This window comes from Serratia sp. PL7, from assembly GCF_945957435.1.
Map to the genome: position 1 here is coordinate 774,812 of NZ_CAMFLB010000002.1, position 25,795 is coordinate 800,606.

A 25,795-nucleotide genomic window follows, 5' to 3' on the forward strand; every position below is an offset into this window, starting at 1 on the left:
AAACCACGTAAATACGCGACTTTACTCCTTAGCCCATTTTGGTTAGCGTGTTAGGTTTGCCGCACTTCCTCCAGATTAAAGGACGCTTGTTTCACATGTACTCAGGACTGCTGATTATTTTGATACCGCTGATTGTCGGTTATCTTGTCCCCTTGCGTAGCGTCACCCTGATCCGGGCCATTAACCGCCTGCTGAGCTGGATGGTGTATGTGATCCTGTTCATTATGGGGATCAGCCTGGCATTCCTGGAAAACCTCAGCAGCAACCTGATGCTGATCTTTCAGTACACCCTGGTGTTTTTTCTGTGCATTTTCTGCGCCAATCTCCTGTGGTTATCTTTGTTTGAACGCCGCCGCCCTTGGCACAGTACTCACAAGCAAGAAACGTTGCCCTCACGCCTGCATATGGCATTGGAATCCCTGAAGCTCTGTGGAGTGGTGGTTGGGGGCTTTGCCTTGGGCCTCACCCAGTGGCACTGGCTGCAATTTGCTGGCCAAGGCAGTGAATACGCCCTGCTGTTTCTGCTGCTTCTGGTGGGGGCACAGTTACGCAACAGTGGGATGACGCTGCGCCAGATTGCCCTCAATCGCCGTGGCATGATGGTGGCCCTGGTGGTGGCGGTCAGTTCGCTGGCGGGTGGTGCAGTGGCCGCACTGCTGTTGGGTTTGCCGCTGAAAGCCGGTTTGGCGATGGCTTCGGGGTTTGGCTGGTACTCCCTTTCCGGCATCCTGATCACCGACGCCTATGGCCCGGTAATGGGCAGCGCCGCCTTCTTCAACGATCTGGCCCGTGAGCTGGTGGCAATAATGCTGCTCCCTACGCTGGTGCGTCGTAGCCGCTCCTCTGCATTGGGTTTATGTGGTGCCACTTCGATGGATTTCACACTGCCGGTTCTGCAACGCAGCGGCGGGATAGAAATGGTGCCTCCCGCCATCGTGCACGGATTCTTGCTGAGCCTGTTGGCCCCCGTATTAATCGCCCTGTTCTCCTGACGCCTACGGGCGCGGCTCGCCGCGCCTGTTAGTCAAAGCGTAATAATTCCCATCCGCACGCCAACTTGTTCTAAATCAAACTTTGTTAAAGTTGTATCACAAAAGCCTTTTTAAGGTTGCACCGTCGATCTATGCTTCAAAACAGGCATTATAAATGCAACTTTAAAAAAGGAAGCGATTATGTTCTGTGTGCAATGTGAACAAACCATCCGGACACCGGCAGGTAACGGCTGCTCCTACGCTCAAGGGATGTGCGGCAAAACGGCAGAAACCTCCGACCTGCAGGATCTGTTGATAGCGGCGCTGCAAGGGCTCTCTGCCTGGGCCTTGCAGGCGCGCGCGTTGGGCATTATCGATCATGATGTCGACAGTTTCTCCCCACGCGCCTTCTTCTCTACGCTGACCAACGTTAACTTCGATTCCGAACGCATTATCGGCTATGCACGTGACACCATTGCCCTGCGTGATTCGCTGGCGGTTCGCTGCCGCCTGCTCGATGCCAGTGTGCAGGTCGATCACCCACTGGCCCAGTTGCAACTGGCCGGCAACGATATGCCTGCGCTGTTGCAACAGGCTGCGCAGTTTGCCCTCAATAAAGATAAAGCCGAGGTAGGCGACGATATCCACGGCCTGCGGATGCTGTGCCTGTACGGCCTGAAAGGGGCCGCCGCCTATATGGAACATGCCCATGTGCTGGGCCAGTTCGACAACCAGATCTATGCTGATTACCACGCCTTTATGGCCTGGCTGGGCACCCAACCGAGCGATTTGGACACCCTGCTGAACAACTCGATGGCCATCGGCAAAATGAACTTCAGCGTGATGGCTATTCTGGATCGCGGCGAAACCAGTGCCTTTGGCGACCCACAGCCGACCACGGTCAACGTGCGCCCGGTGGCGGGCAAGGCGATCCTGATCTCCGGACACGACCTGAAAGATCTGCGCTTGCTGCTGGAACAGACCGCAGGCACCGGCGTCAACGTGTATACCCACGGCGAAATGTTACCGGCCCATGGCTATCCAGAGCTGAAAAAATTCCCACACCTGGTGGGTAACTACGGTAGCGGCTGGCAAAATCAGCAGACCGAATTTGCCAAATTCCCGGGTTCGATCGTCATGACCTCCAACTGCATTATCGATCCGAACGTCGGCCACTATGGCGATCGCATCTGGACGCGTAGCATCGTTGGCTGGCCTGGTGTCAACCATCTGGAAGGGGATGATTTCAGCACCGTGATCGCTCAAGCTCAACAGTTGGCTGGCTTCCCTTACAGCGAAATCGAACAACTGATCACCGTCGGTTTTGGCCGCCAGGTACTGCTCAGCGCCGCCGATACCGTGGTTGATATGGTAGTACAGAAAAAACTGCGCCACGTATTTCTGGTGGGTGGCTGTGACGGCAGCCGCGACGAACGCAGCTATTTCACCGATTTTGCCCGCAGCGTGCCGCAAGATTGCCTGATCATGACGCTGGGGTGCGGTAAATACCGCTTCAACAAGCTGGACTTCGGCACGCTGGAAGGGCTACCGCGCCTGCTAGACGTCGGCCAATGTAACGACGCCTATTCCGCCGTGATGCTGGCGGTCAAACTCGCCGAGAAAGTCGGTGGCACGGTCAACGACCTGCCGCTCAGCCTGGTGCTGTCTTGGTTCGAGCAGAAAGCGATCGTCATTCTGCTGACGCTGCTGTCGCTAGGGGTGAAAAATATCGTCACCGGCCCAAGCGCCCCGGCGTTCCTGACCGACAATCTGTTGGCGGTGCTGAATGAAAAATTCGGCCTGCGTTCGGTCACCACCGTAGAGCAGGATATGCAAACCCTTCTCGGCTAAGGCCGTTGTTCCGGGGCTGCCCATCGCGGCGGCCCCGTTTGTTGTGAGGTGCCCTATGAGCCAACCCAGCCCACTTTGCCCCAACCCGATGCAGGTGCACTCCCTGCAACAGGAAACTGCCGACGTCTGGACGCTGAACCTGATCAATAACGACTTTTATCCTTATCAGCCCGGTCAGTTTGCGTTAGTCAGCATTCGCGACAGTGCAGACACGCTACGCGCCTATACCCTCTCCTCTTCGCCCGGCCTGAGTCCTTTTATCAGCATCAGCGTACGTTGCCTGGCGGATGGCCTCGGCTCACGTTGGCTGACGCAAGAGGTCAACCCTGATCAAACACTTTGGCTATCAGACGCTCAGGGAGAATTCAGTTGCGTGCAACACCCCAGCGATAGCTACCTGATGCTGGCTGCCGGCTGTGGCGTCACACCGATCATGTCGATGTGCCGCTGGCTGGTGGTGAACAAACCGCAATGCGATATCCGAGTGATCTTTAACGTCCGCACCCCTGCCGATGTGATTTTTGCCGAACAGTGGCAACGGCTATGTTCTGCCCATCCACAATTGCAACTGACATTGATGGCAGAGCAGGATGCGCAACCCGGCTTCCTGTCTGGCCGCATCAATGAGCAAGTTTTGCAACAGGCCGCGCCGGATATTACCTCACGTACCGTCATGACCTGCGGCCCGGCCCCTTACATGCAACAGGTTGAGCAGCTTTGCCTGGGGCTAGGCGTCCCCGCTGCCAACTTCCATCAGGAACAGTTCCACACCTCGGCGGAGCTGGATGATGGGAGAAGCGAACAGTTAACATTGCGCATCGGTCAGCCACTGCGTGAATTCCGCGTGCCGGTCGGCAGCACCTTGCTGGCAGCGTTGGAAGCCCATAAGTTACCGGTCAATGCCGCCTGCCGGGCTGGGGTTTGCGGTTCGTGCAAAACCCGTATTATCGATGGCCAATACACCACCAGCAGCACCATGACGTTAACCCCAGCGGAAATCGAGCAGGGCTACGTACTAGCCTGTAGCTGCCAGCTACAAAGTGACGTCACCCTCGCCTGAGGCTTTGGCCCCATCTTCTCGATGGGGCACATATCGGTAAGCGTATCCCCTGATGCCCTTCTACACTTTCTGTTTGCCTTTAACCGGGCGAGTACCCCTCATTTTGGATAATGACTGGAGGAACGATGAAGCAAACAGTAGCCACGCTGATCGCCAAAACGCTGGAACAGGCAGGTGTAAAACGGATCTGGGGCGTTACCGGCGATTCGCTCAACGGCCTGAGTGACAGCCTGCATCGGATGGGAACCATCGCCTGGATGGGCACCCGCCACGAAGAGGTCGCCGCCTTTGCCGCCGGTGCCGAAGCGCAGCTCACCGGCCAACTGGCGGTCTGCGCAGGCTCCTGCGGCCCCGGCAACCTGCACCTGATCAACGGTCTGTTCGATTGCCACCGCAATCACGTCCCGGTGCTGGCTATCGCCGCCCATATTCCTTCCAGCGAGATCGGCAGCGGCTACTTCCAGGAGACGCACCCGCAAGAGCTGTTCCGCGAATGCAGCCATTACTGCGAGCTGGTGTCCAATCCTGAGCAGTTGCCGCGAGTACTCGAGATTGCCATGCGCAAAGCGATCCTCAACCGTGGCGTCTCGGTGATTGTGCTGCCAGGGGATGTCGCCCTGCAAATGGCCCCAGAAGATGCCAGCATGGTGTGGCATACGCCTGCGCACCCATTGATGCAGCCACCGATGAGCGAGCTGCAGAAACTGGCAGAAACGCTGAACAACGCCAAAAACATCACCCTGATGTGCGGCAGCGGCTGCGCCGGATCGCATGACGAAGTCGTCAAACTGGCCGAACTGCTACAAGCCCCGATTGTGCACGCCCTACGCGGTAAAGAGCATATCGAATGGGATAACCCTTACAGCGTCGGCATGACCGGGCTGATCGGTTTCTCATCCGGCTATCACGCCATGATGAACGCGGATACCCTGGTGCTGCTAGGCACTCAGTTCCCTTATCGGGCGTTTTATCCTACCCATGCCAATATCATTCAGATCGATATCAACCCCGGCAGCATCGGTGCCCATTGCCCGGTCAATATGGCACTGATGGGCGATATCAAAACGACGCTCAGTGCCTTACTGCCGCAGCTGCAAGCCAAGAACGACCGCAAGTTCCTGGATAAGGCGTTGGAACATTATCGCGAAGCGCGTAAAGATCTCGACGGGTTGGCTACGGCGAATGATGACCAGCCGATCCACCCACAATATCTGGCACAGCAAATCAGCAACTCAGCCACGGATGACGCCATCTTCACCTGCGATGTCGGCACGCCGACGGTGTGGGCAGCGCGTTATTTGAAAATGAACGGCAAACGCCGCCTGCTCGGTTCGTTCAACCATGGCTCAATGGCCAACGCCATGCCGCAGGCGATGGGTGCTCAGGCCACCGAACCGGATAAACAGGTGATCGCCATGTGCGGTGACGGTGGTTTTACCATGCTGATGGGGGATTTTCTGTCGCTGGCCCAGTTGAAGCTGCCGGTCAAGGTGGTGGTGTTCAATAACAGCGTGCTGGGCTTTGTGGCAATGGAGATGAAGGCCGGTGGCTACCTTACCGATGGCACCGATCTGCACAACCCGGACTTTGCCGCCATCGCCAATGCGGCAGGGATCAAAGGCATTCGGGTAGAAAAGGCCTCCGAGCTGGACGCGGCATTACAGGAAATGCTGGCCCATCCTGGCCCGGCCTTGCTCGACGTGGTCACGGCCAAACAAGAGTTGGCGATGCCGCCGCAGATCAAATTCGAACAGGCTAAAGGGTTCAGCCTGTATATGCTACGCGCCATCATCAACGGCCGGGGTGATGAGGTCGTCGAACTGGCTAAAACCAACTGGCTGCGTTAATCGCTTCTGGGGGCAATCAAGTTGGTTGTCCCCTGCATTTTCCGCTTTTGCCCTGCGCTAATCCGGTTATGATGAAAGCCTCTTCCTCATCGGCTACCAAGGATCCGTATGCTTATCGATTTACGCAGTGACACCGTTACCCAACCTAGCGCAGAGATGCGCACCGCCATGGCGCAGGCTGACGTCGGCGACGACGTATATGGAGATGATCCCACCGTCAACGCCCTCCAGGCCGAAGCGGTCAGACTCTCTGGCAAAGAGGCGGCATTATTCCTGCCTACCGGTACCCAGGCCAACCTGGTAGCCTTGCTGAGCCATTGCCAGCGTGGTGAGGAATATATCGTTGGCCAGCAAGCGCATAACTACAAATATGAAGCCGGTGGTGCCGCCGTGCTGGGCAGCATCCAGCCCCAGCCGATCGAAGCCAATCCCGATGGCACGCTGCCGTTAGATAAAGTCGCCGCCGCCATCAAGCCTGATGATATTCACTTCGCCAAGACTCGTCTGCTAAGCCTGGAAAACACCATCAGCGGCCGCGTGCTGCCGCTGGAATATCTGCAACAGGCTTGGCAGTTCACCCGTGAACACAAGCTGGCTCTGCACATTGACGGCGCGCGCATTTTCAACGCGGCGGTGGCACTTAACGTGCCGCTGAAAACCCTTGCCCAGTATTGCGACACCTTCACCATTTGTCTGTCGAAAGGCCTGGGTGCACCGGTTGGCTCGCTGTTATGCGGTAGCGAAGCGTTTATTCAACGTGCCAACCGCTGGCGCAAAATGACCGGTGGCGGTATGCGCCAGGCTGGTATTCTGGCGGCTGCCGGGCTCTATGCGCTGGAGCACAACGTCGAGCGGTTGAAAGAAGATCATGACAACGCCAAATGGCTCGAACAGCAGTTGCGTGACATTGGCGTGGATATTGCCGATCCGGGCGCACAAACCAACGTGCTGTACCTGCGCCAATCCCCGGAGCTGGCGGCTAAACTCGGCCCCTGGATGCGTGAACGTGGCGTGTTGATCAGTGCCGGGCCGTTGACCCGTATCCTGACGCATCTCAACGTTAGCCGCCAGGATCTGCAAAAAGTGGTCGATCTGTGGCGGGAATTCTTGCAGCAGCACGCCTAACTTTTTTGCAGTAACACCGGGAGGCCCCGCTTCCCGGTTCTCGCCAAACCGCCTATATCAGCCTAGTTCCAATACCTGAAGGGAAATCATCTATGAGTCATAAATTTCGCCAGACGCTATTAGCTCTCACCCTCGTTAGCAGTGGAATGATGTTTACCTTGCCAGCCAACGCCGCCCCGGCGCCAGCCCAACAGCAAACGCAGGCTCCCGGCTATTACCGCATGATGTTGGGTAACCTGGAGGTGACGGCGCTATACGACGGTTATACCCATCTTGCGACAAAGTTGTTCCATGGTGTCAGCGAGCCGGATATGCAAAAGTTGTTCGCCCGCATGTTTACCGACAGCAAGTCAGGCATACAGACGGCGGTTAACGCGTTTCTGGTGAATACTGGTACGCATCTGGTTCTGGTTGATGCCGGTACCTCGCAGTGTTTTGGGCCGACGTTGGGTGCGATCAAGAACAACCTGCGTGCGGCGGGTTATCAGCCAGAGCAGGTTGATATGATATTGCTGACGCATCTGCACCCCGATCACGCCTGCGGCATCACCGATCAGGGCAAGGCCGCCTTCCCTAACGCTACCGTCTATGCCTCCAAGGCCGATGGGGATTATTGGCTGAGTAAAGAGATGGCGCTCAAAGCCCCCAAAAACGCGCAGCCGATGTTCAAGATGGCCCAAGACGCCGTGGCCCCTTATGCCGAACAGGGCAAGCTGAAATTGTACAGCCCTGGGGAGCAGTTACTTCCAGGGCTGGAAGTGATAGCGACACCGGGCCATACGCCTGGGCATACCTCTTACCTGTTCAGCTCCGGCGGCCAGAAACTGCTGCTGTGGGGGGATATCGTCCACAGCCACTCTTTGCAGTTTGCCAAACCTGAAGTCGCAGTGGACTTTGACACGGACTCCAAACAGGCGATTGCTACCCGGCAGAAAGTGTTTGCCGATGCGGCTGAAAACAAACTGTGGGTTGGCGGAGCGCACTTACCTTTCCCTGGCCTGGGCCACGTGCGCGTCGAAGGTAAAGGCTATGCGTGGGTGCCGGTTGAATATGCTCCAGTGGAAGTCGGCGAGAAGAAACCTTAACGCAGATTGAGGACAACGGGCGGCGCATGCGGCGCCCGTTTAATTGTGCACATTACGGTAACTCAAACCACCATCCGGCCATAGAGCCAGTAACCCACAGCCAGTATCAGCAGCAGGTTCAGCACTACGCTGAGGATAAAATAGGTTTTGAACGGTTGTTTCTGCGTTTTATGGCGGAACAGTCGTTGCCCGATAATGGCCCCTATCCAACCGCCCAGCACGCCGAACAGCAGCAGGGTAATTTCCGGCACCCGTTGCCAACCTTTACAGGCGGCCAGCTTATCGGCACCGTAGATCAGCAGGGTCAGCAGGTTTACCAGCAGCAACCACGTCCACAGCGGAGCGGGAAAACACAGGCTGCCAGCCAGGGCAATTAGCAGCAGCAAATAACACAGGGAATTGATTTTCATCGGGCATGGGCTCGTTGCTTGATCGCCGCGTAGTGTGAACCGCCCTCCGTGCAGATGCAACTACTGATACCCATACAAAAAGTGCATTTAGCCCGCTAATTTGTCATTCTATGCCCTATGGATTTCAAGCCGCAGCTTGAAAGACGACGGGTAAAGCTACGCTCACATTAACATCAATAAACTAAGGCAGCGCAATGACCTCCCAACGTATTCTGGTTCTTGGAGCCAGCGGTTATATTGGCCAACACCTGATCCCCCGGTTGACCGAACAGGGCCACGAAATCACCGCAGCAGCACGCCGCATAGAATGGTTGGAAGAGCAAAACTGGCCGCACGTAAGCTGCCGCTACGTGGATGTCTACCGTCCAGAAACGCTAACGGCGGCGCTATGGCAGATCGATGCCGTTTACTACCTGATCCACGGCATGGGCGATGGCGATGATTTTATCGAAAAGGAACGCCAGGCGGCTGAGAACCTGCGGGATGCCTTGCGAGGATCCAACGTTAAACAGGTTATTTTCCTTGGCGCACTGCAACCAGAGGGCAGTAGCTCCCCTCACCTCATCGCCCGTAAGCTGACCGGTGAAATCCTGCGCCAAAGCGGCATTCCCGTCACCGAATTACGCGCCAGCATCGTGGTTGGCCCAGGGTCAGCCGCGTTCGAGATCATGCGCGATATGGTCTATAACCTGCCAATCCTGACGCCGCCGCGTTGGGTGCGCTCAAAATCATCCCCGGTCGCACTGGATAACCTGCTCACTTACCTGACCGGACTACTGCAACACCCGGCGCAGGAAAACCGGATTTTTGACGTGGCCGGGCCGGAGTACATCAGTTACCAAACCATGTTCGAGCGCTTTATCAAGATCAGCGGTAAAAAGCGCTGTCTGATCCCGGTGCCGCTGCCGACACGCTTTATCTCGGTATGGTTTATCAGCATGATCACCTCTGTGCCAACCTCGATTGCCAGCGCGCTCATCCAGGGGCTGAACCATGACTTACCTGCCGATGGCAAACCGCTGCAAGCCTTGATCCCACAGCCACTACAAACCTTTGATGAGGCGGTTAAGGAAACGCTACGCCGCGAAGACGAGGTGGTCGACTCTGCTGACTGGGGTTACGATCCTGAAGCCCGCGCTCGCTGGCGCCCTGGTTATGGCTTCTATCCCAAACATGCGGGCTGTGAGCTGGATACGCAGGCCTCGAGTGAAGCGCTATGGCATGTCGTGCAGCAGTTGGGCGGCAAAGAGGGATACTTCTACGCCAACATCCTGTGGCAAATCCGCGCCCGCATGGACGATATGATCGGCAACGGCGTCGTCTATGGCAGGCCGCAGCGTGACACACTGGAAGTCGGCGATCTGGTCGATGGCTGGAAAGTGATCACCAAGAAGCCATTACGGCAGTTGGCATTGATGTTCGGGATGAAAGCACCGGGGCTTGGCCGCCTGACCTTCAGCATCAAAGACCTGGGCGATCGTCGCCAGCTCGATGTGCGCGCCTGGTGGCATCCTGCCGGTTTCAGTGGGCTGTTATACTGGTTTGTCATGATGCCCGCGCACCTGTTTATTTTCCGCGGTATGGCCAAACGGATTGCCCAATTGGCCGAAGAGTACGATAACCAGCGTCCTCAATAGTCTATTTGTCGATCAACCGCACAGTTTGCTGCCTCGGTTAGGTCCTTTCTCATTGCATAGCGCACAAAATCACGAAAGAATGGCATCTTATTTGCTGGGGCGCGCTAAAACGCCCTCAGCATCCTGATTTTTGGTGAGAATAGAGTGAGTTATGAAGGTATTGGTCACCGGTGCAACCAGTGGGTTAGGCCGTAACGCCGTTGAATATCTCCGCCGCCAAGGCATAAAAGTACGTGCCACCGGGCGCAATCAGGCTATGGGTTGCCTGCTGGAAAAAATGGGTGCCGAATTCATCCATGCCGATCTCACCAACCTGATCTCTTCGCAGGCCAAAGCCATGTTGGCGGATGTGGACGTGCTGTGGCACTGCTCCGGTTTCACTTCCCCATGGGGCACGGAAGAAGCCTTCGAACTGGCCAACGTCCGCGCTACCCGCCGCTTGGGGGAATGGGCTGCGGCCTACGGTGTGGAACGATTCATTCATATTTCGTCGCCAGCGATTTACTTTGATTATCACCATCACCGCAATGTGGATGAAGACTTCCGCCCGGTTCGTTATGCCAACGAGTTTGCCCGCAGCAAGGCCGCCGGGGAACAGGTGGTGCAACAGTTGGCGCTGTCCAATCCGCAAACCCATTTCACTATCCTGCGCCCACAGGGGCTATTTGGCCCACACGATAAAATCATGCTGCCGCGCCTGCTGCATATGATCAAACACTACGGTAGCCTGCTGTTACCACGTGGCGGGGATGCACTGGTCGATATGACCTATCTGGATAATGCGGTACACGCCATGTGGCTGGCCACCGTGAAGGAAGAGACTCCTTCTGGCCGGGCCTACAATATCTCCAATCAGCAAGCCTGCACGCTACGCACCGTACTGCAACAGTTGATCGATGAGTTGGGCATGAAGTGCCGCATCCGCTCAGTGCCCTACCCAATGCTGGATATGATGGCGCGTGGCATGGAAAAACTGGGCAGTAAAAGCGATAAAGAGCCCGTGTTGACCCATTACAGCGTCGCCAAGCTCAATTTCGATCTGACGCTGAACACCACTCGCGCACAGCAGGAGCTGGGTTATCAACCACAGGTTTCGCTAGAGGAAGGCATTAGCCGTACGGCTCGTTGGTTGAAAGAACACGGTAATTTGCACGGGCTATAACGGCCCCTCACCCCAACCCTCTCCCACAGGGAGAGGGAGCTGATAGTCCCTGCACATTTGGCAGTAAAGAGATAATCTCGGCAAACTTGATCGCCTACTCATCCAAAGTGCACCACCGAATTTTTAAACCCACTTCGTTCGGTCCCCACTTCCACAGGGTGAGGGAGCTGATAGTCCCTGCACATTTGGCGGTAAAAAGATAATCTCGGCAAACTTGATCGCCTACTCATCCAAAGTGCACCACCGAATTTTCAAACCCACTTCGATCGGTCCCCTGTGGGAGGGTTAGGGTGAGAGCATTATTTGGCGTTAGCGCATAGCTCCGTATTTGCTTAGCAACGCCTCAATAATCGCCTCACTTTCTGCATCTGGCTCACCGCGATAATCGCTGGGCCGGAAATGCATCTGAAACGCCGCGACCAGATTGCGCTGCTGCTTGGCATCCCATGAGGGATCAACACCATAGCCGTATCGTGCCAGCTTTTCCAACAGTGACGCCATCGCCACCGGCGCATGCTTATCACGACCGGCCAGATAACGTTCCACCTCCCGCTCATCCGGCCAGGCACCAATGCCTGCCTGCGCCAGCTGTTGCCATGGGAAGAGTGGGCCAGGATCCTGCTTGCGCTGCGGGGCGATGTCACTGTGCCCTACCACGTCTGTCGGTTGCAGCGCGTAACGCTGCACAATATCGCGGCTAAGTTGGATCAGTAACGCAACTTGCTCGGGCGTATAGGGCTGCCAGTCTGTCTCCAGCATGTTACGGGTAAAGCCCCGGTTGACGATCTCAATGCCGATCGAGGTATCGTTCAAATTGGTACGTCCACGCCAGTTGCTCGCACCCGCATGCCAGGCTCGCAACGCTTCGGGCACCAGTTGATACGCAACCGGTTTGCCGCCCTGCAGCGGCGGATAGGCGGGCAGCAAGTAATGGGCACTGACATGTTCGTCCGTCAGCGTTTTCAGCGAAGAGTGAAAATCTTCTGCGGTGTAATGCATCACCAGGAAGCGGATACGCTGATCGGCCCCTGGTGCCTGATGCAGGGTTTCCAACCGATAGCTACCGCGATCGATAACAGTGTTGTGCTGAGAACTTTGGCACCCCGACAGCAGCATAAGCGCCACTATCCCTGCTCTGATTTTCACCTCTTGCTCCCTGTATTTATCTTCTACCGGCCAGCCCGGCCATATGTAACCGACTTTGATTAACCTGTATCAAATCACCCAGTTAATCAACAAACCATGACAGTCTCCCCTGATTTGCAAGGGAGTGTTACCCCCGGCCACCAAGTTACTGCCGACGTGTTAGCCTCAAAGTATCACCGGCATGCAAGAAGCGGAGTCAATCATGTTCAAGCCAAGCGTTTTAGCCTGTCTGGTAGCCATCACGCTGTTACCACTGAGTGGTTGCGATCAAAAAAACACCGCTGCGACAACACCAGCGACTTCCCCTTCAATGCCTGCGGCAACCGCACCTCAGGCTTACACACCATTGAGTGCAGATCAACTTTACCAGTTGGTCAGCCCCATCGCGCTGTTCCCGGATAAATTACTGGCTCAGGTGCTGGCTAGTGCGGAGTATCCCGATCAGATCAGCGCAGCCAATAACTGGCTAGCGCAACATCCGGGGCTGCAACCTGCCGCGTTGAGCAATGCGGCCGATGCTCAACCTTGGGACAACAGCGTTCGCAGCCTGGTGCTATTCCCAGATATTATTGATCAGATGGCGAAAAATATTCCCTGGACGACACAACTGGGCAACGCTTATCTCAACGATCCCACCGACGTTATGAACGCTATTCAAGTTATGCGCCAACGTGCTGCACACAAGGGGACGTTGAAAAATACGCAGCAGCAGCGGGTTGTCGTCTCTGCAGTTCCCCCTGACTATGTCGCACCGCAGAGTCTGGTCATGGCCCCGCCGCAAACCATAGTGATTGAGCCTAGCCAACCGGATGTCCTGTATGTGCCCTATTACAACCCTTGGGAAGCCTATGGCGAACCAGTACCGGTTTATCCTGGTTACCATTACGCCGCCCCCGCTGGCTACAGCGGCGGCGAGATGCTGGCTACCGGCATCATCGGCTTTGGGGCCGGAATTGCGCTCGGTGCGTTAATCAACGATCACCACCACGGCTGGAACGACTGGGATGTGCACTGGGGCAGGCATGACAATGGCAGATATCAGCCGGTGATATATAACAACCAGCCCTACGTTCTTCATAACACCACGGTGGTTAACGTTAATGAGTACAATAACGTTAACCGTTACAATACGGTGAATCATTACGACAGCCATAACCGCTACAACTCGCCGGTGCAGGTCAATAACGGCCAGCTGCCACACTTTGCCACACCGGCGATGGCGCATCCGTCATCAAACGGCACTCCCCTGTCAGCGCCTCACTTTGGGTCTGCCGCCACCATGCCCCATGCCAAAGTCCCTATGACCGCGCCTAATTTCCATGTGACTCCAGTGGTACATCAGCCGGTATCGGTTAGCAGGCCCAACACCCAGCCACTGCCACCGAGTTACCATCCGCACGCCTTGGTCAATAATCCTATCAAGCAGCCTGTGGCTCCTGAAAAACAAACCGTTTTTCATGCACCACCTGTTGAGCATTCAGCAATAGCTCCACCAGTGCATCCGAGAGTGCCAGCGCCGCAACTCCACCAACCTCAGGCCCCAGTGCTTGCACATCACACCGACCCGATTAAACGGCCACCGGAACATCCGCCGGTGAGAAAAGGAGAGCACAAAGTGGGTTAAGATAAGGGGCGCTGCTGCATGGCAGGTAACATCAATTAATCAATGACCGACTACCGCCGCCCCTTGCAAGATTGGGTGTGGCGGCAGTTGTATCAAACCGTTGCCGGGTTATCAGGGTATGATTTGACCGTGGTGACACCGCATGCAGCACCCGCTTAGCAGCGTTGTGCGCCTGTCGGTGAATGTCAGCGGCTGACTTTTACCGCGGTACCACTGACGCTGACCATCAGCATGGTGCTATCTTTACCTACGGTTTGATAATCGATATCGATGCCGACTACCGCGTTAGCTCCCAGTTCTTTGGCCTGCTCCTGCACCTCCTGAAAGGCCAACTGACGCGCCTTGCGCAGCTCTTTCTCATAGGCACCGGAACGGCCACCAACGATATCACGCACGCCAGCAAAGAAATCGCGGAAAATATTGGCACCCAGAATCGCCTCGCCGGTGACTACGCCGCAATATTCTGTGATGGTAAACCCTTCCAGGGTGTGGGTAGTGGACAATTGCATCAAGAACTCCTTATAAAATCAAATCATTGCTGCATTATGACAGCTAATTTAAGCGGATGTTCTGTGGCACTTATCTCTAAGTAAAAACGGATAGATTACGATGGTAGGGTACCCTTGCCGTAAACAATTGAAACTGGTGTAATCAAACAGGCCGAACGATGCTGAACTTTCGGCCCGAGCAAGGAAGGCAACCCCTTGATCATATGAAAACTAACCAATATTTACCGAACCACCGCCAATCAGTACACCGCCACAGCTGACTGCATCACCCGTTCTCGCTGCGGGTTGCCCATCGATAAAAACGCTGGATGACCCCCCGCTGATATTTCGGTCATGCCCATGAGCAGCCAAAACGTCGCCTTTCCGAGCTAACGGCAGGCCATCAACCTTCACCGTTGTGGAGCCAGTGATGACGGGTGTCGGCGGATGACTACCGTGGCCGGTATCTTTATCACCAATTTTAACGGTATTGCCCATAGTTTGGGTTCCCTCTAAACTAGTTTTATGGCTACATTGTAGCAATCCAATGAATTGCCACAATCACTTATTCGTGACTATCTGACGATAACGACTTTCCCATCAATGATAGAAAAGTAGGAATTATATGAATAAACCATTCTTTTCTGTTCATTCCTTAGACGTAAAGGTGAGCTTTGGCCAAATCCTTTATTTACATTAGGATTTGCAGTGCAATTCTAAATCACCACAAATCCTATTGGCTCTTATCTGACCAATGTCACTTCCCCATCTATTATTGAAAAATAGGGATTGTAAGTAAACACCACTTTACCTTCGTTATTCTGGAATTTCAACGGTGAGTTTTGATAATAACCAACCGCCAAACGAAATAGTTTCCCATCTCTATATTTCACTAATTTATACTTATCCCATTGAATTGGAACTGGAGTTAAACTTTTATCAATAACATGCTGAGGAAAGTCAGTGGAAATAAACATCACTGCCGGAGAGGCACCTTCAGCAAGTCCCATCTCATCATTAGATATTCTAGTGATTTTTTTTAACCCCTCAATATCTCTATTTTTAATCATGCCGTTCATATTCTCATAAGCTTTCCTAATTGCTGGCAAGTCATTATCTGTTACAAGTGTAGCCTTAGTCCAACTCCACTTAGGAAGGCCGCTTAGGATAATATCACTTTGCGCTTTATAAAGACCAAAGTCGGCCTTGCTATTAGAAATCCCCTCAACAATTTTCGAGCTAACCCCCCCCCCTTATAACTCTTTGACTCACCAGCAGATATCTCACCTTTTTTATTGACATTTAATTTAAACTCTGCAATTTTAACACTTGAGTCATTAGTGTCCTTGCTAATAATTACCTCACAAGAAGAGTCGCTAAATAGCGTTTTGGGATCGTCAAAATCTACGCCACCCATTAATAACTCGATATTATTAGATCCATCTTCTAAAAATGCCGTCAAATTAAAGCCTGCAGACATAGTTCCCTGCTCAGCCCTAACACTATCAACAGCAGGGAAGTTATTCACTCGCAGAATACACGTACTTTTATGTGTTTTAAAAGAAAAAAGATACTTTTCATCATTCATTTTTTCAGCCTTTACAGAAAAAGTCACCATTAACAAAAAGCATACAGTCATGCTAGCTAAAATTGATGCGATATTTTGAGTCTTTTTTTTCCAATTTTTCATGAATGATCCATTCCTTTTCTTTATTATTGCCTTGTTCTACTTTTGAACTAGTTGATGTATCTCTTCTAGGTAAATCACCTTCGCTAGACCCTTCAGCATTAGAAGATAGTCCCACCGTATAACTAACATATACCTTAGCCGTTATCCCATTATGATAAAGAACCAATTCCATTTTATCTTTAGTCGGATTATCTAAACCTAAACACCCTTCTGCAACCGCTTTCCCTCCAATCGTTAATGCGCCATTGGCGATATAGAAACGAACACCAGCACGCACATTTGCTTCTATGGTCAAGCTAAGCTTGGCTTCTACACTATCCGTTTTTTCCCATTCCCACTCGTTTTTCGCATCTGACTTAAAAGCAAGTTTAAGATCAATCGTACCTTCAGCAACCAGTTCAAACTTCATTCCAATAAATGCCGCATTGCCACCTTCGTTATAGGCCTGCTCTTTCGACATTAATCCTTCCCTAACGGCTGCTAACAGCACATCCATCTTATACCATGCTGCAAAGGCCTGGAGCAGATCTAGTGTCATTTTCAAGCCTATAAGTGGAGCCAGCCCTAATGACACTTGTCTCTCAATATAGACAAGTCCGGAGGACGCATCTTCTTTTAGCTCACCCCCACCTTTGATTTCCAGCTTTGGACAAATAATTTCCGTATATAGTATGGTTATTTTCCCTTCCCCTCCCTTACCTGTTGAAAGGGCTTTTCCAACCACATCAAGGGTCTTTTTAGCTTTATCCAAAAAGGGAAGGTTTGTAGCTTTTTTCTTAAACTCTTGCTTTAACTTCGCTGAGTAATCATGCGTTTTACTTCCTAATTTGCATGATAGTTTTCCCTCAATCTCAAGCGAGTCGGTTATTTCATTTTTAGGCAGTCTAGTCCAACCACGATGTCCTCGCTGGGCAACACCATTTTCCGCATTCAATACCCGCTGCTGTTTCTTTAACTCCCTATCTGTAAATTCCTCAATTTCTTTTGCCGTACCTATCACCAAGCTGACTTCCCATTTATACTCAGGGTAAATATTAATATATGTCCACAATGCATCTTTGGGAGCAAAGTTGAACATCTGTGATAGGCCATCCAAGAAATTCAATGATTTATTAACAAAAGGCTCCCCACGACATTGCCCCACACGTAATGTATATGATGTGGTTGGCAACAGACTCAGCGTATCTTTCGCCAAAACATAATCTATCAGAAAGTCTATTGAGTCATACTTATCAAAAAAACTGATTTTATCAGGATTATAATGCGCCTGATAATCAGTGAACCCCTTATTGAATGGCTTCAGCGACCCAGCCTCAGCATTATTATATATCGTTCCCTGAGGGCAGAGTGGGTTATGTGAAACACATTGCTTACCGACTAATGAAAGTGAGAGAGGAACGGTTTTCTGTCCTTCTGCGATAGCATTGACCACGCTAACAAAGCCATTTTGTTTATAGGTAAATGTTCTGTCCTTAACTTTGAGCGTAAAGGAGTGAATACACGTATCCGGATTTTTACAATTACATTTTGGTGAGCCTGCTGGCAAACTGGTCATACAATATCCTTATTATTATAGGGGAACGTCACCCAATTCCTGGATCAGCAGCGTTTCGGCTTTATATCCGCCTTCTTCGCCTGCGGCGCAGAGAACATGTCTGAAGTTGCTGGGAATAGTTTCCAACGCCAGACACCCCCGCTGGTAGAACAAAGAAAACAACCCACGGATACTCCGATCGTCCACAATCCCTTGCTGTTTCAGCCAGCGGAAGGTTTCCGCTATCGTTGCGGCTTCTATTTTCCTATCGTGCCCACTCCAGGCTTCGATCTTCTCAACCAACCCGTCGATATACCTTTTCTCAAACACCAAACTCAACTCATCTAGCTGTTCACGGGATATCCGCATCATTTTACGACGGGAGCTACTCCCTGATGGAAACTGTTCCCTCAGGGCGGTAAAACGCTCATCACGCAGCTCTCCTTTCCAGTGAGTTGCTATCGCATCTACCGGCCCCAGAAATGTATGTTGCTCCCAAGGTGAAAGTACCTGCAATAACGCCCAGATATTGCGCGGATCGTAAAAACGGAAAAATACCGGTTTTTCCTCATCCGGAATTTGTACATGGAGATATTTACGCAAATGTTGACGCAACGCTTTCATCTCGGCTTTGCTTTCCAGCCAGATCCCCCAGGGGGTGGACCGATGCATCAACCACTGACGGCTACCTTCATTTATTTGCACCAGGTAAGGGGCTAAACGCCCAATATCTTCTGCAATGGGCTCCGCATACAAACTGGCATTAGGCGGGTCATAGAGCTCCAGCATGGTAAATAATTCTGGTTCTGCTGCGGCATCAACAATCGCCCAGTTCATTGCCTCGTTCATCCTTGTTTATCCTCCTGCGGGCAATGCGCAACAAATAACGTCCCCTGAGCGGCTGCCGCTTTTAAAATTGCCGGGTCCGCCGGTATCGCCAACTCCCCGGGGCTAGCACCGGAGTTGAGATTAATGGATGGCCCTTTAATATCAACTCCCCCAGCATGCACTACCACCAAACTGCCGCCAACCCGCAGCGTCAATTTGCTACTGCTCTGCAACGTCAGATCGCCATTGCTGTCTACGCTGAATACACCACTGATTTTCTGCGCCAGATCGCCCTTTACTTGTACACCTAGATCGCCTTCCGTCATCGCCAGGCTGTTGCCGGTGATTTTCTGATGCTGATTACCTTCTACCGTAACTTTACGATCGTTGGCAACGGCCAGTTCTTCATCATGCCCGATGCTACTGCTTCGGTTGTATTCCACCCGCTCATCTTTAGAATTGAGCACCCGTATAGCCATATTCTTCTGTGCATGGATGAAAACTTCTTCTTTATCTTTCTCATCCTCAAAACGCAGTTCGTTAAAACCCTCACCCTTATGAGTTTGTGAACGGATCGACATCTGGGTCTTGGTTGCCGGTAAATTACCCGGAGGCAGATTGTTAGCGTGATAGGTGCGCCCGATAATCACAGGTTGGTCCGGATCGCCGTTCAGAAACTCGACTATCACCTCATGGCCGATACGAGGAATGGCTGACATTCCCCACCTAGGACCCGCCCAAGGATGTGATACACGAACCCAACAAGAGCTTGTGTCATCGGTTCTTCCTGAAAGATCCCAGAAAAAACGAACCTTGACCCGACCATAAGGATCGCAAAAAATCTCCTCACTCTCGGGGCCAGTGACAACCGCGATCTGCGCGCCATCAATGCGCGGTTTCGGCAGTGAAAGCGGACGCCAGGTCTGATTATTAGGTATAAACGCAAACTGGCTCGTAACGGTAGTGCCCTGTCCCCCAGATGCTGTTTCCAATGCTTGAGGTTGTTGCCCAATATGGGTGGCCTGGGTGATTTGCCAACGTGTATTCAGGGTGTCTAACGGATGGTTTTCCAAGGTAAAACGCACTCCGGGCTGAAGTGCCGTGCAATTACTCGCCCCCTCCCCCTGATGCGCATCGTTACGCAGCGCATGTAATCGCCAACGTGCAAAGGACTCCCCTGGGTCTGCCTTGTAGCGGCCAGGATAATCATAATGAAAATATCGGCCTGACTGATGCTCATCATCTCGAGCACGATCGCGATATTCTGCCGACCAAAGGGGATTTTTAAAGGTGTAGTCTTTTAACAATACATCAGAAGGTCGCAGACTCTCCCGGCGCTTAAACGTGGTAACACAGAGCTCATCGAATGAGCTTTGTTGTTGATTCGGATAATAGGGTAATATCGGCCCGTCATTCAGCGCGGCACAATCATCGGAAAAGACTAGCGTGTGCGCACCATCGTTATGCTCAAAGAAATAGTAAATGCCTTCTTCAGCAGCCAGGCGATTGATAAATTCCAGATCGCTTTCATTATATTGGACACAAAACTCCCGCGCGGCATGAGGGAAGCGCAAAGCATGGGCATAGTCGTTAATTCTATTTTTCTTTAACAAGGTTTCCAGGATTTGCAGAAAATCTTGTTGCTGGAAGATACGTGAATGTCGCCCTAAACCAGCTCGCCAGAGTGCGGGGCGGATGCTGAGCCGGTAACGTGTTTGATGCAGCCCCGCATCCCCTTGTTCAATAGAGGTGACAATCCCATTGACGATGCGCTGTACTTCGGTATCACGCCAAATAGTCAGGGTAGCGACATTATCCAGAACTGAGCGAAACTCCACACTGGGTTTGGCACTAGCGGCGTCAAGTTCGAGAGTAAAAAGGCTGGAGAATTGCTCATGTAGAGTAAATCCCGATACGACGAATGTTTCAGCTGGCAGATCACCGATATTCAGGGTAAACCGCAGACCTGTTGCATCCTTGCTTGTACTCAACATATGATTTCCCTTTATAGAAAACGCGACAGCATCAAACGCGAAATGGCCTGATATTTCCCACAGGCAGAAGATAATACTCTAACCAAAACATAAGGATAACGAGGAGAAAATAACAGGTCAATGACTCATCCCCTCCCTATAACGTACGAGAAAAGCTGTATATATTATAATTTTCTCTAAACTGTATTTTTACACTAGCAGGAAGGAGGAAAAACGAATTTTATTCTGGTTTAACGCCGTAGCAAACTTCCACTTTCTTTAAATAACAGTACGTTAATTTATGATCATTAAAAAATATCCATTGTGCGACGCCGATCTATGCTTTTTGCACACTTTTCAACCAGCATAACATTGCCGTCTCTACTCATCCGCAGTGGACAATTGCATCAAGAACTCCTTATAAAATCAAATCATTGCTTTGGTACGACAGCTAATTTAAGCGGATGTTCTGTGGCACAATGGCACACAGCACCAATGCAAGGACCAAAAACGCCTTTATACTGTAGGCTAGTCCCGTGGTTTTCGGTCTTCATGGTTGAGAGACTTTTACATAAGGTTATGAGATGAAAACAAAAACGCTTGCTGTTGTTTTACCCTTGGCCCTGTTCTTAAGCGCCTGTACTACCGTCGAGCCGGCCTTTAAGGATGTTGGCGTTCGCACTGGCGCCTGCGTGGAAGGTGGCCCGGATACGGTGGCCCAGAAATTCTATGACCTGCGCATTCAGCAAGGCCCAAGCACCGCACTGCCGGACAGCAGCCGTCTGGCACAGTTGCAGCCTTACCTGAGCCAGGTGCTGTATCAGGATCTGGTCAGTGCCAGCCAGCATCCTGGCAAACACACCATCACCGGCGATCTGTTCTCTGGCAATGCCCAGGGGCCAACCAGCGCAACGGTTGCCAGCGCTTCCACCATTCCTAACACCGATGCCAAAAACATCCCGCTGCGTGTACAGCTCACTCACCAAAAAGAAGGTGCCAGTGCAATCAGCTGGCAGGACGAAGTGTTGATGGTCCGTGAAGGTACCTGCTGGGTGGTTGACGACATCCGCTTCCTCAACATCCCGCCGCATGCCGCCAGCGGTACGCTGCGCCAGGTCCTTGAGAACCAGTAACACCAAGATGGCAGCCGGGTGTATCACCTTCCCGGTTGCCAATTCCCTCTCAGAAATGCTCAAAATCCCATCACTTTGAGAAAAATAGCTAGCTATCTCACAGTGTGCGCGACAAATCCGCCATTCAGCCAGCGCTCACGGTATCTTCTGCTATTATTTAGTCATTCTGCGACGCACTAATAAATTTTAACTCACAAAGATTGCATAAGTATTCTGTGGAAGTTACCATTCCCGGCATCAATGTCTATTCAATTTCAGCGCATGAGTATTCAACTAAAAGATATCAACTGCTTTTACGGCGCACATCAGGCGCTGTTTAACATTACACTGGATTGCCCTGCCGGTGAGACTCTGGTGCTGCTTGGTCCAAGCGGTGCAGGTAAGAGTTCGCTGCTGCGGGTGCTTAACCTGCTGGAAATGCCACGCTCTGGCCACCTGCAAATCGCGGGCAATCAGTTCGACTTTAAACAGTCACCGGGGGAGAAATCCATCCGCGAACTGCGCCAAAACGTGGGCATGGTGTTCCAGCAGTACAATCTCTGGCCACATCTGACCGTGGTGCAAAACCTGATTGAAGCGCCCTGCCGCGTACTTGGCCTGAGCAAGGCACAAGCGATGGCGCGTGCCGACAAGTTGCTGACCCGGTTACGCCTGACCGATTTTGCCGATCGTTTCCCACTGCATCTCTCCGGTGGCCAACAACAGCGCGTAGCCATTGCCCGTGCGCTGATGATGGAACCTCAGGTTCTGCTGTTCGATGAGCCTACGGCCGCGCTGGATCCGGAAATTACCGCGCAGATCGTCAGCATTATTCGCGAGTTGGCGGGCACCGGTATTACTCAGGTGATCGTCACCCATGAGGTTGAAGTCGCGCGTAAAACCGCCAGCCGCGTGGTGTATATGGAAAATGGCCATATCGTCGAACAGGGCGATGCCAGCCACTTTGCACAACCGCAAACCGTAGAGTTTGCCAATTACTTATCACACTAATAGCGATATTTGCTGTTCTCAGGGAGTTTGCGATGAAAAAACTACTAATCGCCGCCGTTCTGGCTGGCATCAGCGTTTCTGCCTCAGCAGCCGAAACTATCCGTTTCGCTACCGAAGCTTCCTACCCTCCGTTCGAATTTGTCGCGGCGGATAACAAGATCCAGGGCTTCGACGTCGATCTGGCCAACGCTCTGTGTAAAGAGATGCAGGCTGAGTGTACCTTTACCAACCAGGGCTTCGACAGCCTGATCCCAAGCCTCAAGTTCAAGCGTTTCGACGCCGTGATGGCCGGTATGGATATCACCCCTGAGCGCGAAAAGCAGGTGCTGTTCAGCAAGCCTTACTACGATAACTCGGCCCTGTTTATTGCCGAGAAAGGTAAAGTGGCCGACGTGGCCGCGCTGAAAGGCAAACGCGTTGGCGTGCAGAACGGCACCACGCACCAAAAATTCCTGACCGATAAACACCCGGAAATCACCACCGTGGGTTACGACAGCTATCAGAATGCCATTCTGGATCTGAAAAATGGCCGTGTTGATGCGGTGTTCGGTGATACCGCCGTGGTTAACGAGTGGCTGAAAGAAAACGCAGCGCTGGCCGCTGTGGGCGATAAAGTGACGGATAAAGACTACTTCGGTAGCGGTCTGGGCATTGCCATGCGCCTGCAAAATACCGAACTGCAGGGCAAATTCAACGCCGCCCTGGATAAAATCAAGCAGGATGGGACTTACGAAACCATCTACAAAAAATGGTTCCAGCAGTAATCATTATCCATGAATGAAATCCAACCTTTAGCTAGCGCCGCCGGGATGACCGTCGGCCTTGCCGTTTGTGCCCTGGTCCTCGGCCTGATCCTGGCGATGCTGTTTGCCGTCTGGGAATCATCCCGCTGGAAAGCGGTCAGTTGGCTCGGCACCGCCTGGGTGACCCTGCTACGCGGCTTGCCAGAAATTCTGGTGGTGCTGTTTATCTACTTCGGCTCTTCACAGTTGCTGATGATGCTGTCCGACGGCTTCGTCCTGAACTTCGGCCTGTTCCAACTACCGGTGCAACTGTCCATCGATAATTTCGAAGTCAGCCCGTTCCTGTGCGGCGTTATCGCCCTGGCCCTGCTCTATTCTGCCTACGCGTCGCAAACGCTGCGTGGGGCGCTGAAAGCGGTGCCACAGGGCCAATGGGAGTCCGGCCAGGCTCTGGGGCTAAGCAAGACAGCCATCTTCTTCCGTTTGATCATGCCGCAAATGTGGCGTCACGCGCTGCCGGGACTGGGCAACCAGTGGCTGGTGCTGCTGAAAGATACCGCGCTGGTGTCGTTGATTAGCGTTAACGATCTGATGTTGCAGACCAAAAGCATTGCCACCCGCACCCAGGAGCCGTTTACCTGGTATGTGATTGCCGCGGCAATCTATCTGGTGATCACCCTGCTGAGCCAGTATATCCTTAAGCGGATCGAGCTGCGCACCACACGTTTTGAGCGGGGGCCAGCCTGATGCTTGAGTTCATCCCCGAAATCATCAAAGGCTTGCATACCAGCCTGTCGTTGACGATCGTCGCACTGATTGTTGCCTTGCTGATGTCGCTGGTGCTGACGGTGATCCTGACGTTAAAAACCCCGGTGCTAACGCAGTTGGTGAAGGCGTACATTACGTTGTTCACTGGTACACCGTTGCTGGTGCAGATCTTCCTGATTTACTACGGCCCTGGCCAGTTCCCGGCGATCCGTGAGTATCCCTGGTTGTGGAACCTGCTTTCGCAACCCTGGCTCTGCGCGATGATTGCGTTGGCACTGAACAGTGCGGCCTACACCACCCTGCTGTTCCATGGGGCGGTACGCGCTATCCCGGCAGGCCAGTGGCAATCCTGTGAAGCACTGGGCATGTCACGCAAGCAAACGCTACGTATTCTGCTGCCATATGCCTTCAAACGTGCCTTGTCATCCTACTCCAACGAAGTGGTTCTGGTGTTCAAGAGTACCTCGCTTGCCTATACCATTACCCTGATGGAAGTGATGGGCTACAGCCAACTGATGTATGGCCGGACTTATGACGTGATGGTCTTCGGTGCCGCTGGCATTGTGTACCTGTGCGTCAATGGCCTGCTGACGTTACTGATGCGTATGGTTGAACGCCGTGCATTGGCGTTTGAACGGCGTAACTGAGCCAAACCTCGCTGAACTAGCCCTGCCATGTGCAGGGCTTTTTTATGGCCAAAAATAATTTTCTAGTCATTTATATTGCATAGTAATTCACTAAATGGCATTGTTATCGGCATAGCCACTCACAATGCCCTTGTGCCATTGTTAGAAAAAAAAGGTGGCGAGACAACAATCAAATTTACGACAGGAGCCGTACCGATGAAAAAGCTGTTACTTGCCGCCACCATTCTCGCCGGGATCACCTTTAACGCCGCCGCCGCCGACACCATCCGTTTCGCCTCTTCAGCGACCTACCCGCCGTTTGAATCTCTGGATGCCAATAACCAGATCGTCGGTTTCGATATCGATTTGGCCAAGGCCTTGTGCAAGCAGATGCAGGCCGACTGCACCTTTACCAACCAGGCCTTTGACAGCCTGATCGCCGCGCTGAAATTCAAAAAATATGATGCGGTGATTTCCGGCATGGACATTACGCCAGAGCGTAGCAAGCAGGTTACCTTTACCCAGCCCTATTATGCCAACTCGGCCATTGTCATTGCTCAGAAAGGCAAGTTCACTACGCTGGCGGATTTGAAAGGCAAAAAGCTGGGGATGGAAAACGGCACCACGCATCAAAAATACATGCAGGACAAGCACCCGGAAATTAACACCGTGTCTTATGACAGCTACCAAAATGCCGTGCTAGAGCTGAAGAATGGCCGTATTGATGGCGTGTTCGGTGACACGGCGGTGGTTAATGAGTGGCTGAAGAATAACCCGGAACTGGCCGCCGTAGGCGAGCACGTAACCGATGCGCAGTACTTTGGTACCGGTCTGGGCATTGCCGTGCGCCCGGATAACCAGGCACTACTGGCCAAGCTGAATGCTGCACTGGACGCGATCAAGGCGGATGGAACCTACAAGGCGATCAACGATAAGTGGTTCCCACAGTAATCCCCTCACCCCAACCCTTATGTCTTGATCTTCTCCGCCTTAGCGGAGAAGATCCCCGACTGATCATCGGGAGATAGCCGGTGAGCTCCCCCCAACCCTGGTGCCTATGAGCCCGTGGGAGAGATTGTGCCCCGGCTGTCTATTTCCCTGTCG

Annotated in this window: 24 protein-coding genes; 15 read left to right on the forward strand and 9 right to left on the reverse strand. The window is 52.7% G+C overall.

The annotated features are described in order from the left end of the window. Window positions 1-95 precede the first annotated feature (95 nt). From N6G83_RS18025 to N6G83_RS18050, 6 genes are all read left to right on the forward strand, one after another. A complete protein-coding gene (locus N6G83_RS18025; RefSeq protein WP_024529878.1) occupies window positions 96-992 on the forward strand; it encodes a lysine exporter LysO family protein in 897 nt (298 codons plus the stop codon). 180 nt (window positions 993-1,172) lie between these two features. Beyond that, entirely contained in the window at window positions 1,173-2,822 is a 1,650-nt protein-coding gene (gene hcp, locus N6G83_RS18030) for a hydroxylamine reductase (RefSeq protein ID WP_260524013.1), read from the forward strand. Window positions 2,823-2,877: 55 nt separating this feature from the next. Further along, window positions 2,878-3,882: an NADH oxidoreductase gene (hcr, locus tag N6G83_RS18035; protein ID WP_211136138.1), complete on the forward strand. Its 1,005-nt coding sequence runs from the start codon at window positions 2,878-2,880 to the stop codon at window positions 3,880-3,882. A 125-nt stretch (window positions 3,883-4,007) separates the two neighbouring features. Continuing rightward, on the forward strand, window positions 4,008-5,729 hold the full coding sequence (poxB, locus tag N6G83_RS18040) for a ubiquinone-dependent pyruvate dehydrogenase (protein WP_074028942.1): 1,722 nt from the start codon (window positions 4,008-4,010) through the stop codon (window positions 5,727-5,729). 108 nt (window positions 5,730-5,837) lie between these two features. Next, a complete protein-coding gene (ltaE, locus tag N6G83_RS18045) occupies window positions 5,838-6,854 on the forward strand; it encodes a low-specificity L-threonine aldolase (protein WP_199061857.1) in 1,017 nt (338 codons plus the stop codon). 92 nt (window positions 6,855-6,946) lie between these two features. Beyond that, window positions 6,947-7,939 (forward strand): MBL fold metallo-hydrolase, encoded by a 993-nt coding sequence (locus tag N6G83_RS18050; protein ID WP_074028940.1) that lies wholly within the window; start codon window positions 6,947-6,949, stop codon window positions 7,937-7,939. Between the two features lie 62 nt (window positions 7,940-8,001). Here the strand turns inward: N6G83_RS18050 and N6G83_RS18055 are convergent, their stop codons facing one another. Then, the gene (locus tag N6G83_RS18055; protein WP_024529884.1) at window positions 8,002-8,349 is read right to left on the reverse strand and encodes a DUF1294 domain-containing protein; all 348 of its coding nucleotides are present in this window, start codon (window positions 8,347-8,349) and stop codon (window positions 8,002-8,004) included. Between the two features lie 194 nt (window positions 8,350-8,543). Between N6G83_RS18055 and N6G83_RS18060 the strand changes: the two genes are divergently transcribed. Together N6G83_RS18060 and N6G83_RS18065 are read left to right on the forward strand one after the other, a co-directional pair. Further along, complete coding sequence (locus N6G83_RS18060; protein ID WP_211136136.1) at window positions 8,544-9,986, forward strand: DUF2867 domain-containing protein; 1,443 nt, start codon at window positions 8,544-8,546, stop codon at window positions 9,984-9,986. Window positions 9,987-10,137: 151 nt separating this feature from the next. Further along, window positions 10,138-11,148 (forward strand): NAD-dependent epimerase/dehydratase family protein, encoded by a 1,011-nt coding sequence (locus tag N6G83_RS18065; RefSeq protein ID WP_024529886.1) that lies wholly within the window; start codon window positions 10,138-10,140, stop codon window positions 11,146-11,148. 309 nt (window positions 11,149-11,457) lie between these two features. Here the strand turns inward: N6G83_RS18065 and N6G83_RS18070 are convergent, their stop codons facing one another. Further along, window positions 11,458-12,294: an N-acetylmuramoyl-L-alanine amidase gene (locus tag N6G83_RS18070; RefSeq protein ID WP_282440830.1), complete on the reverse strand. Its 837-nt coding sequence runs from the start codon at window positions 12,292-12,294 to the stop codon at window positions 11,458-11,460. A gap of 202 nt (window positions 12,295-12,496) precedes the next feature. On the opposite strand from N6G83_RS18070, the gene N6G83_RS18075 reads away from it, so the two are divergent. Beyond that, entirely contained in the window at window positions 12,497-13,918 is a 1,422-nt protein-coding gene (locus N6G83_RS18075; protein WP_211136134.1) for a DUF3300 domain-containing protein, read from the forward strand. A 185-nt stretch (window positions 13,919-14,103) separates the two neighbouring features. Here the strand turns inward: N6G83_RS18075 and N6G83_RS18080 are convergent, their stop codons facing one another. The 7 genes from N6G83_RS18080 to tssI all read right to left on the reverse strand — a co-directional run bounded on the left by N6G83_RS18080 (window position 14,104) and on the right by tssI (window position 20,452). Then, on the reverse strand, window positions 14,104-14,427 hold the full coding sequence (locus N6G83_RS18080) for a heavy metal-binding domain-containing protein (protein ID WP_024486192.1): 324 nt from the start codon (window positions 14,425-14,427) through the stop codon (window positions 14,104-14,106). A gap of 210 nt (window positions 14,428-14,637) precedes the next feature. Beyond that, a complete protein-coding gene (locus tag N6G83_RS18085) occupies window positions 14,638-14,904 on the reverse strand; it encodes a type VI secretion system PAAR protein (protein WP_065685351.1) in 267 nt (88 codons plus the stop codon). A gap of 245 nt (window positions 14,905-15,149) precedes the next feature. Beyond that, window positions 15,150-15,485 (reverse strand): hypothetical protein, encoded by a 336-nt coding sequence (locus N6G83_RS54810; RefSeq protein WP_312847373.1) that lies wholly within the window; start codon window positions 15,483-15,485, stop codon window positions 15,150-15,152. Window positions 15,486-15,568: 83 nt separating this feature from the next. Continuing rightward, a complete protein-coding gene (locus tag N6G83_RS54815; protein WP_312847374.1) occupies window positions 15,569-16,096 on the reverse strand; it encodes a hypothetical protein in 528 nt (175 codons plus the stop codon). Beyond that, window positions 16,047-17,651, reverse strand: a complete 1,605-nt coding sequence (locus tag N6G83_RS18095; protein ID WP_211136133.1) for a hypothetical protein — start codon at window positions 17,649-17,651, stop codon at window positions 16,047-16,049. Before N6G83_RS18095 ends, N6G83_RS54815 begins: the two co-directional genes overlap by 50 nt. Before the next feature lie 15 nt (window positions 17,652-17,666). Next, entirely contained in the window at window positions 17,667-18,479 is an 813-nt protein-coding gene (locus tag N6G83_RS18100) for a DUF4123 domain-containing protein (protein WP_074028924.1), read from the reverse strand. Then, window positions 18,476-20,452, reverse strand: coding sequence for a type VI secretion system tip protein VgrG (gene tssI, locus N6G83_RS18105; protein WP_211136834.1), 1,977 nt, complete (start codon window positions 20,450-20,452; stop codon window positions 18,476-18,478). The genes N6G83_RS18100 and tssI overlap by 4 nt, the downstream gene beginning before the upstream one ends. 563 nt (window positions 20,453-21,015) lie before the next feature. On the opposite strand from tssI, the gene N6G83_RS18110 reads away from it, so the two are divergent. The 6 genes from N6G83_RS18110 (at window position 21,016) to artJ (N6G83_RS18135) (ending at window position 25,642) form a co-directional block, all read left to right on the forward strand. Then, window positions 21,016-21,564: a lipoprotein gene (locus N6G83_RS18110; RefSeq protein ID WP_074028920.1), complete on the forward strand. Its 549-nt coding sequence runs from the start codon at window positions 21,016-21,018 to the stop codon at window positions 21,562-21,564. A gap of 261 nt (window positions 21,565-21,825) precedes the next feature. Further along, window positions 21,826-22,554, forward strand: a complete 729-nt coding sequence (gene artP, locus N6G83_RS18115; RefSeq protein ID WP_098931676.1) for an arginine ABC transporter ATP-binding protein ArtP — start codon at window positions 21,826-21,828, stop codon at window positions 22,552-22,554. 32 nt (window positions 22,555-22,586) lie between these two features. Next, the gene (gene artJ / locus N6G83_RS18120) at window positions 22,587-23,318 is read left to right on the forward strand and encodes an arginine ABC transporter substrate-binding protein (RefSeq protein WP_024529841.1); all 732 of its coding nucleotides are present in this window, start codon (window positions 22,587-22,589) and stop codon (window positions 23,316-23,318) included. Between the two features lie 9 nt (window positions 23,319-23,327). After that, on the forward strand, window positions 23,328-24,044 hold the full coding sequence (gene artQ / locus N6G83_RS18125; RefSeq protein ID WP_024486188.1) for an arginine ABC transporter permease ArtQ: 717 nt from the start codon (window positions 23,328-23,330) through the stop codon (window positions 24,042-24,044). Next, on the forward strand, window positions 24,044-24,712 hold the full coding sequence (gene artM / locus N6G83_RS18130) for an arginine ABC transporter permease ArtM (RefSeq protein WP_074028918.1): 669 nt from the start codon (window positions 24,044-24,046) through the stop codon (window positions 24,710-24,712). Before artQ ends, artM begins: the two co-directional genes overlap by 1 nt. A gap of 195 nt (window positions 24,713-24,907) precedes the next feature. Further along, window positions 24,908-25,642, forward strand: a complete 735-nt coding sequence (gene artJ, locus N6G83_RS18135; protein ID WP_024529839.1) for an arginine ABC transporter substrate-binding protein — start codon at window positions 24,908-24,910, stop codon at window positions 25,640-25,642. The last annotated feature ends 153 nt before the right edge of the window (window positions 25,643-25,795 follow it).

What these genes read in the sequence shown, in the direction of transcription:
- N6G83_RS18110 (WP_074028920.1), top strand. Translation starts at nt 21,016, where the DNA reads ATGAAAACAAAAACGCTTGCTGTTGTTTTACCCTTGGCCCTGTTCTTA.
- ltaE (WP_199061857.1), top strand. Translation starts at nt 5,838, where the DNA reads ATGCTTATCGATTTACGCAGTGACACCGTTACCCAACCTAGCGCAGAG.
- N6G83_RS18075 (WP_211136134.1), top strand. Translation starts at nt 12,497, where the DNA reads ATGTTCAAGCCAAGCGTTTTAGCCTGTCTGGTAGCCATCACGCTGTTA.
- poxB (WP_074028942.1), top strand. Translation starts at nt 4,008, where the DNA reads ATGAAGCAAACAGTAGCCACGCTGATCGCCAAAACGCTGGAACAGGCA.
- N6G83_RS18050 (WP_074028940.1), top strand. Translation starts at nt 6,947, where the DNA reads ATGAGTCATAAATTTCGCCAGACGCTATTAGCTCTCACCCTCGTTAGC.
- N6G83_RS18085 (WP_065685351.1), bottom strand. Translation starts at nt 14,904, where the DNA reads ATGGGCAATACCGTTAAAATTGGTGATAAAGATACCGGCCACGGTAGT.
- hcp (WP_260524013.1), top strand. Translation starts at nt 1,173, where the DNA reads ATGTTCTGTGTGCAATGTGAACAAACCATCCGGACACCGGCAGGTAAC.
- artJ (WP_024529839.1), top strand. Translation starts at nt 24,908, where the DNA reads ATGAAAAAGCTGTTACTTGCCGCCACCATTCTCGCCGGGATCACCTTT.
- N6G83_RS18060 (WP_211136136.1), top strand. Translation starts at nt 8,544, where the DNA reads ATGACCTCCCAACGTATTCTGGTTCTTGGAGCCAGCGGTTATATTGGC.
- artP (WP_098931676.1), top strand. Translation starts at nt 21,826, where the DNA reads ATGAGTATTCAACTAAAAGATATCAACTGCTTTTACGGCGCACATCAG.
- N6G83_RS18100 (WP_074028924.1), bottom strand. Translation starts at nt 18,479, where the DNA reads ATGAACGAGGCAATGAACTGGGCGATTGTTGATGCCGCAGCAGAACCA.
- artJ (WP_024529841.1), top strand. Translation starts at nt 22,587, where the DNA reads ATGAAAAAACTACTAATCGCCGCCGTTCTGGCTGGCATCAGCGTTTCT.
- artQ (WP_024486188.1), top strand. Translation starts at nt 23,328, where the DNA reads ATGAATGAAATCCAACCTTTAGCTAGCGCCGCCGGGATGACCGTCGGC.
- N6G83_RS18025 (WP_024529878.1), top strand. Translation starts at nt 96, where the DNA reads ATGTACTCAGGACTGCTGATTATTTTGATACCGCTGATTGTCGGTTAT.
- N6G83_RS18080 (WP_024486192.1), bottom strand. Translation starts at nt 14,427, where the DNA reads ATGCAATTGTCCACTACCCACACCCTGGAAGGGTTTACCATCACAGAA.
- N6G83_RS54810 (WP_312847373.1), bottom strand. Translation starts at nt 15,485, where the DNA reads ATGAACGGCATGATTAAAAATAGAGATATTGAGGGGTTAAAAAAAATC.
- N6G83_RS18055 (WP_024529884.1), bottom strand. Translation starts at nt 8,349, where the DNA reads ATGAAAATCAATTCCCTGTGTTATTTGCTGCTGCTAATTGCCCTGGCT.
- hcr (WP_211136138.1), top strand. Translation starts at nt 2,878, where the DNA reads ATGAGCCAACCCAGCCCACTTTGCCCCAACCCGATGCAGGTGCACTCC.
- N6G83_RS18065 (WP_024529886.1), top strand. Translation starts at nt 10,138, where the DNA reads ATGAAGGTATTGGTCACCGGTGCAACCAGTGGGTTAGGCCGTAACGCC.
- tssI (WP_211136834.1), bottom strand. Translation starts at nt 20,452, where the DNA reads ATGTTGAGTACAAGCAAGGATGCAACAGGTCTGCGGTTTACCCTGAAT.
- N6G83_RS54815 (WP_312847374.1), bottom strand. Translation starts at nt 16,096, where the DNA reads ATGAAAAATTGGAAAAAAAAGACTCAAAATATCGCATCAATTTTAGCT.
- artM (WP_074028918.1), top strand. Translation starts at nt 24,044, where the DNA reads ATGCTTGAGTTCATCCCCGAAATCATCAAAGGCTTGCATACCAGCCTG.
- N6G83_RS18095 (WP_211136133.1), bottom strand. Translation starts at nt 17,651, where the DNA reads ATGACCAGTTTGCCAGCAGGCTCACCAAAATGTAATTGTAAAAATCCG.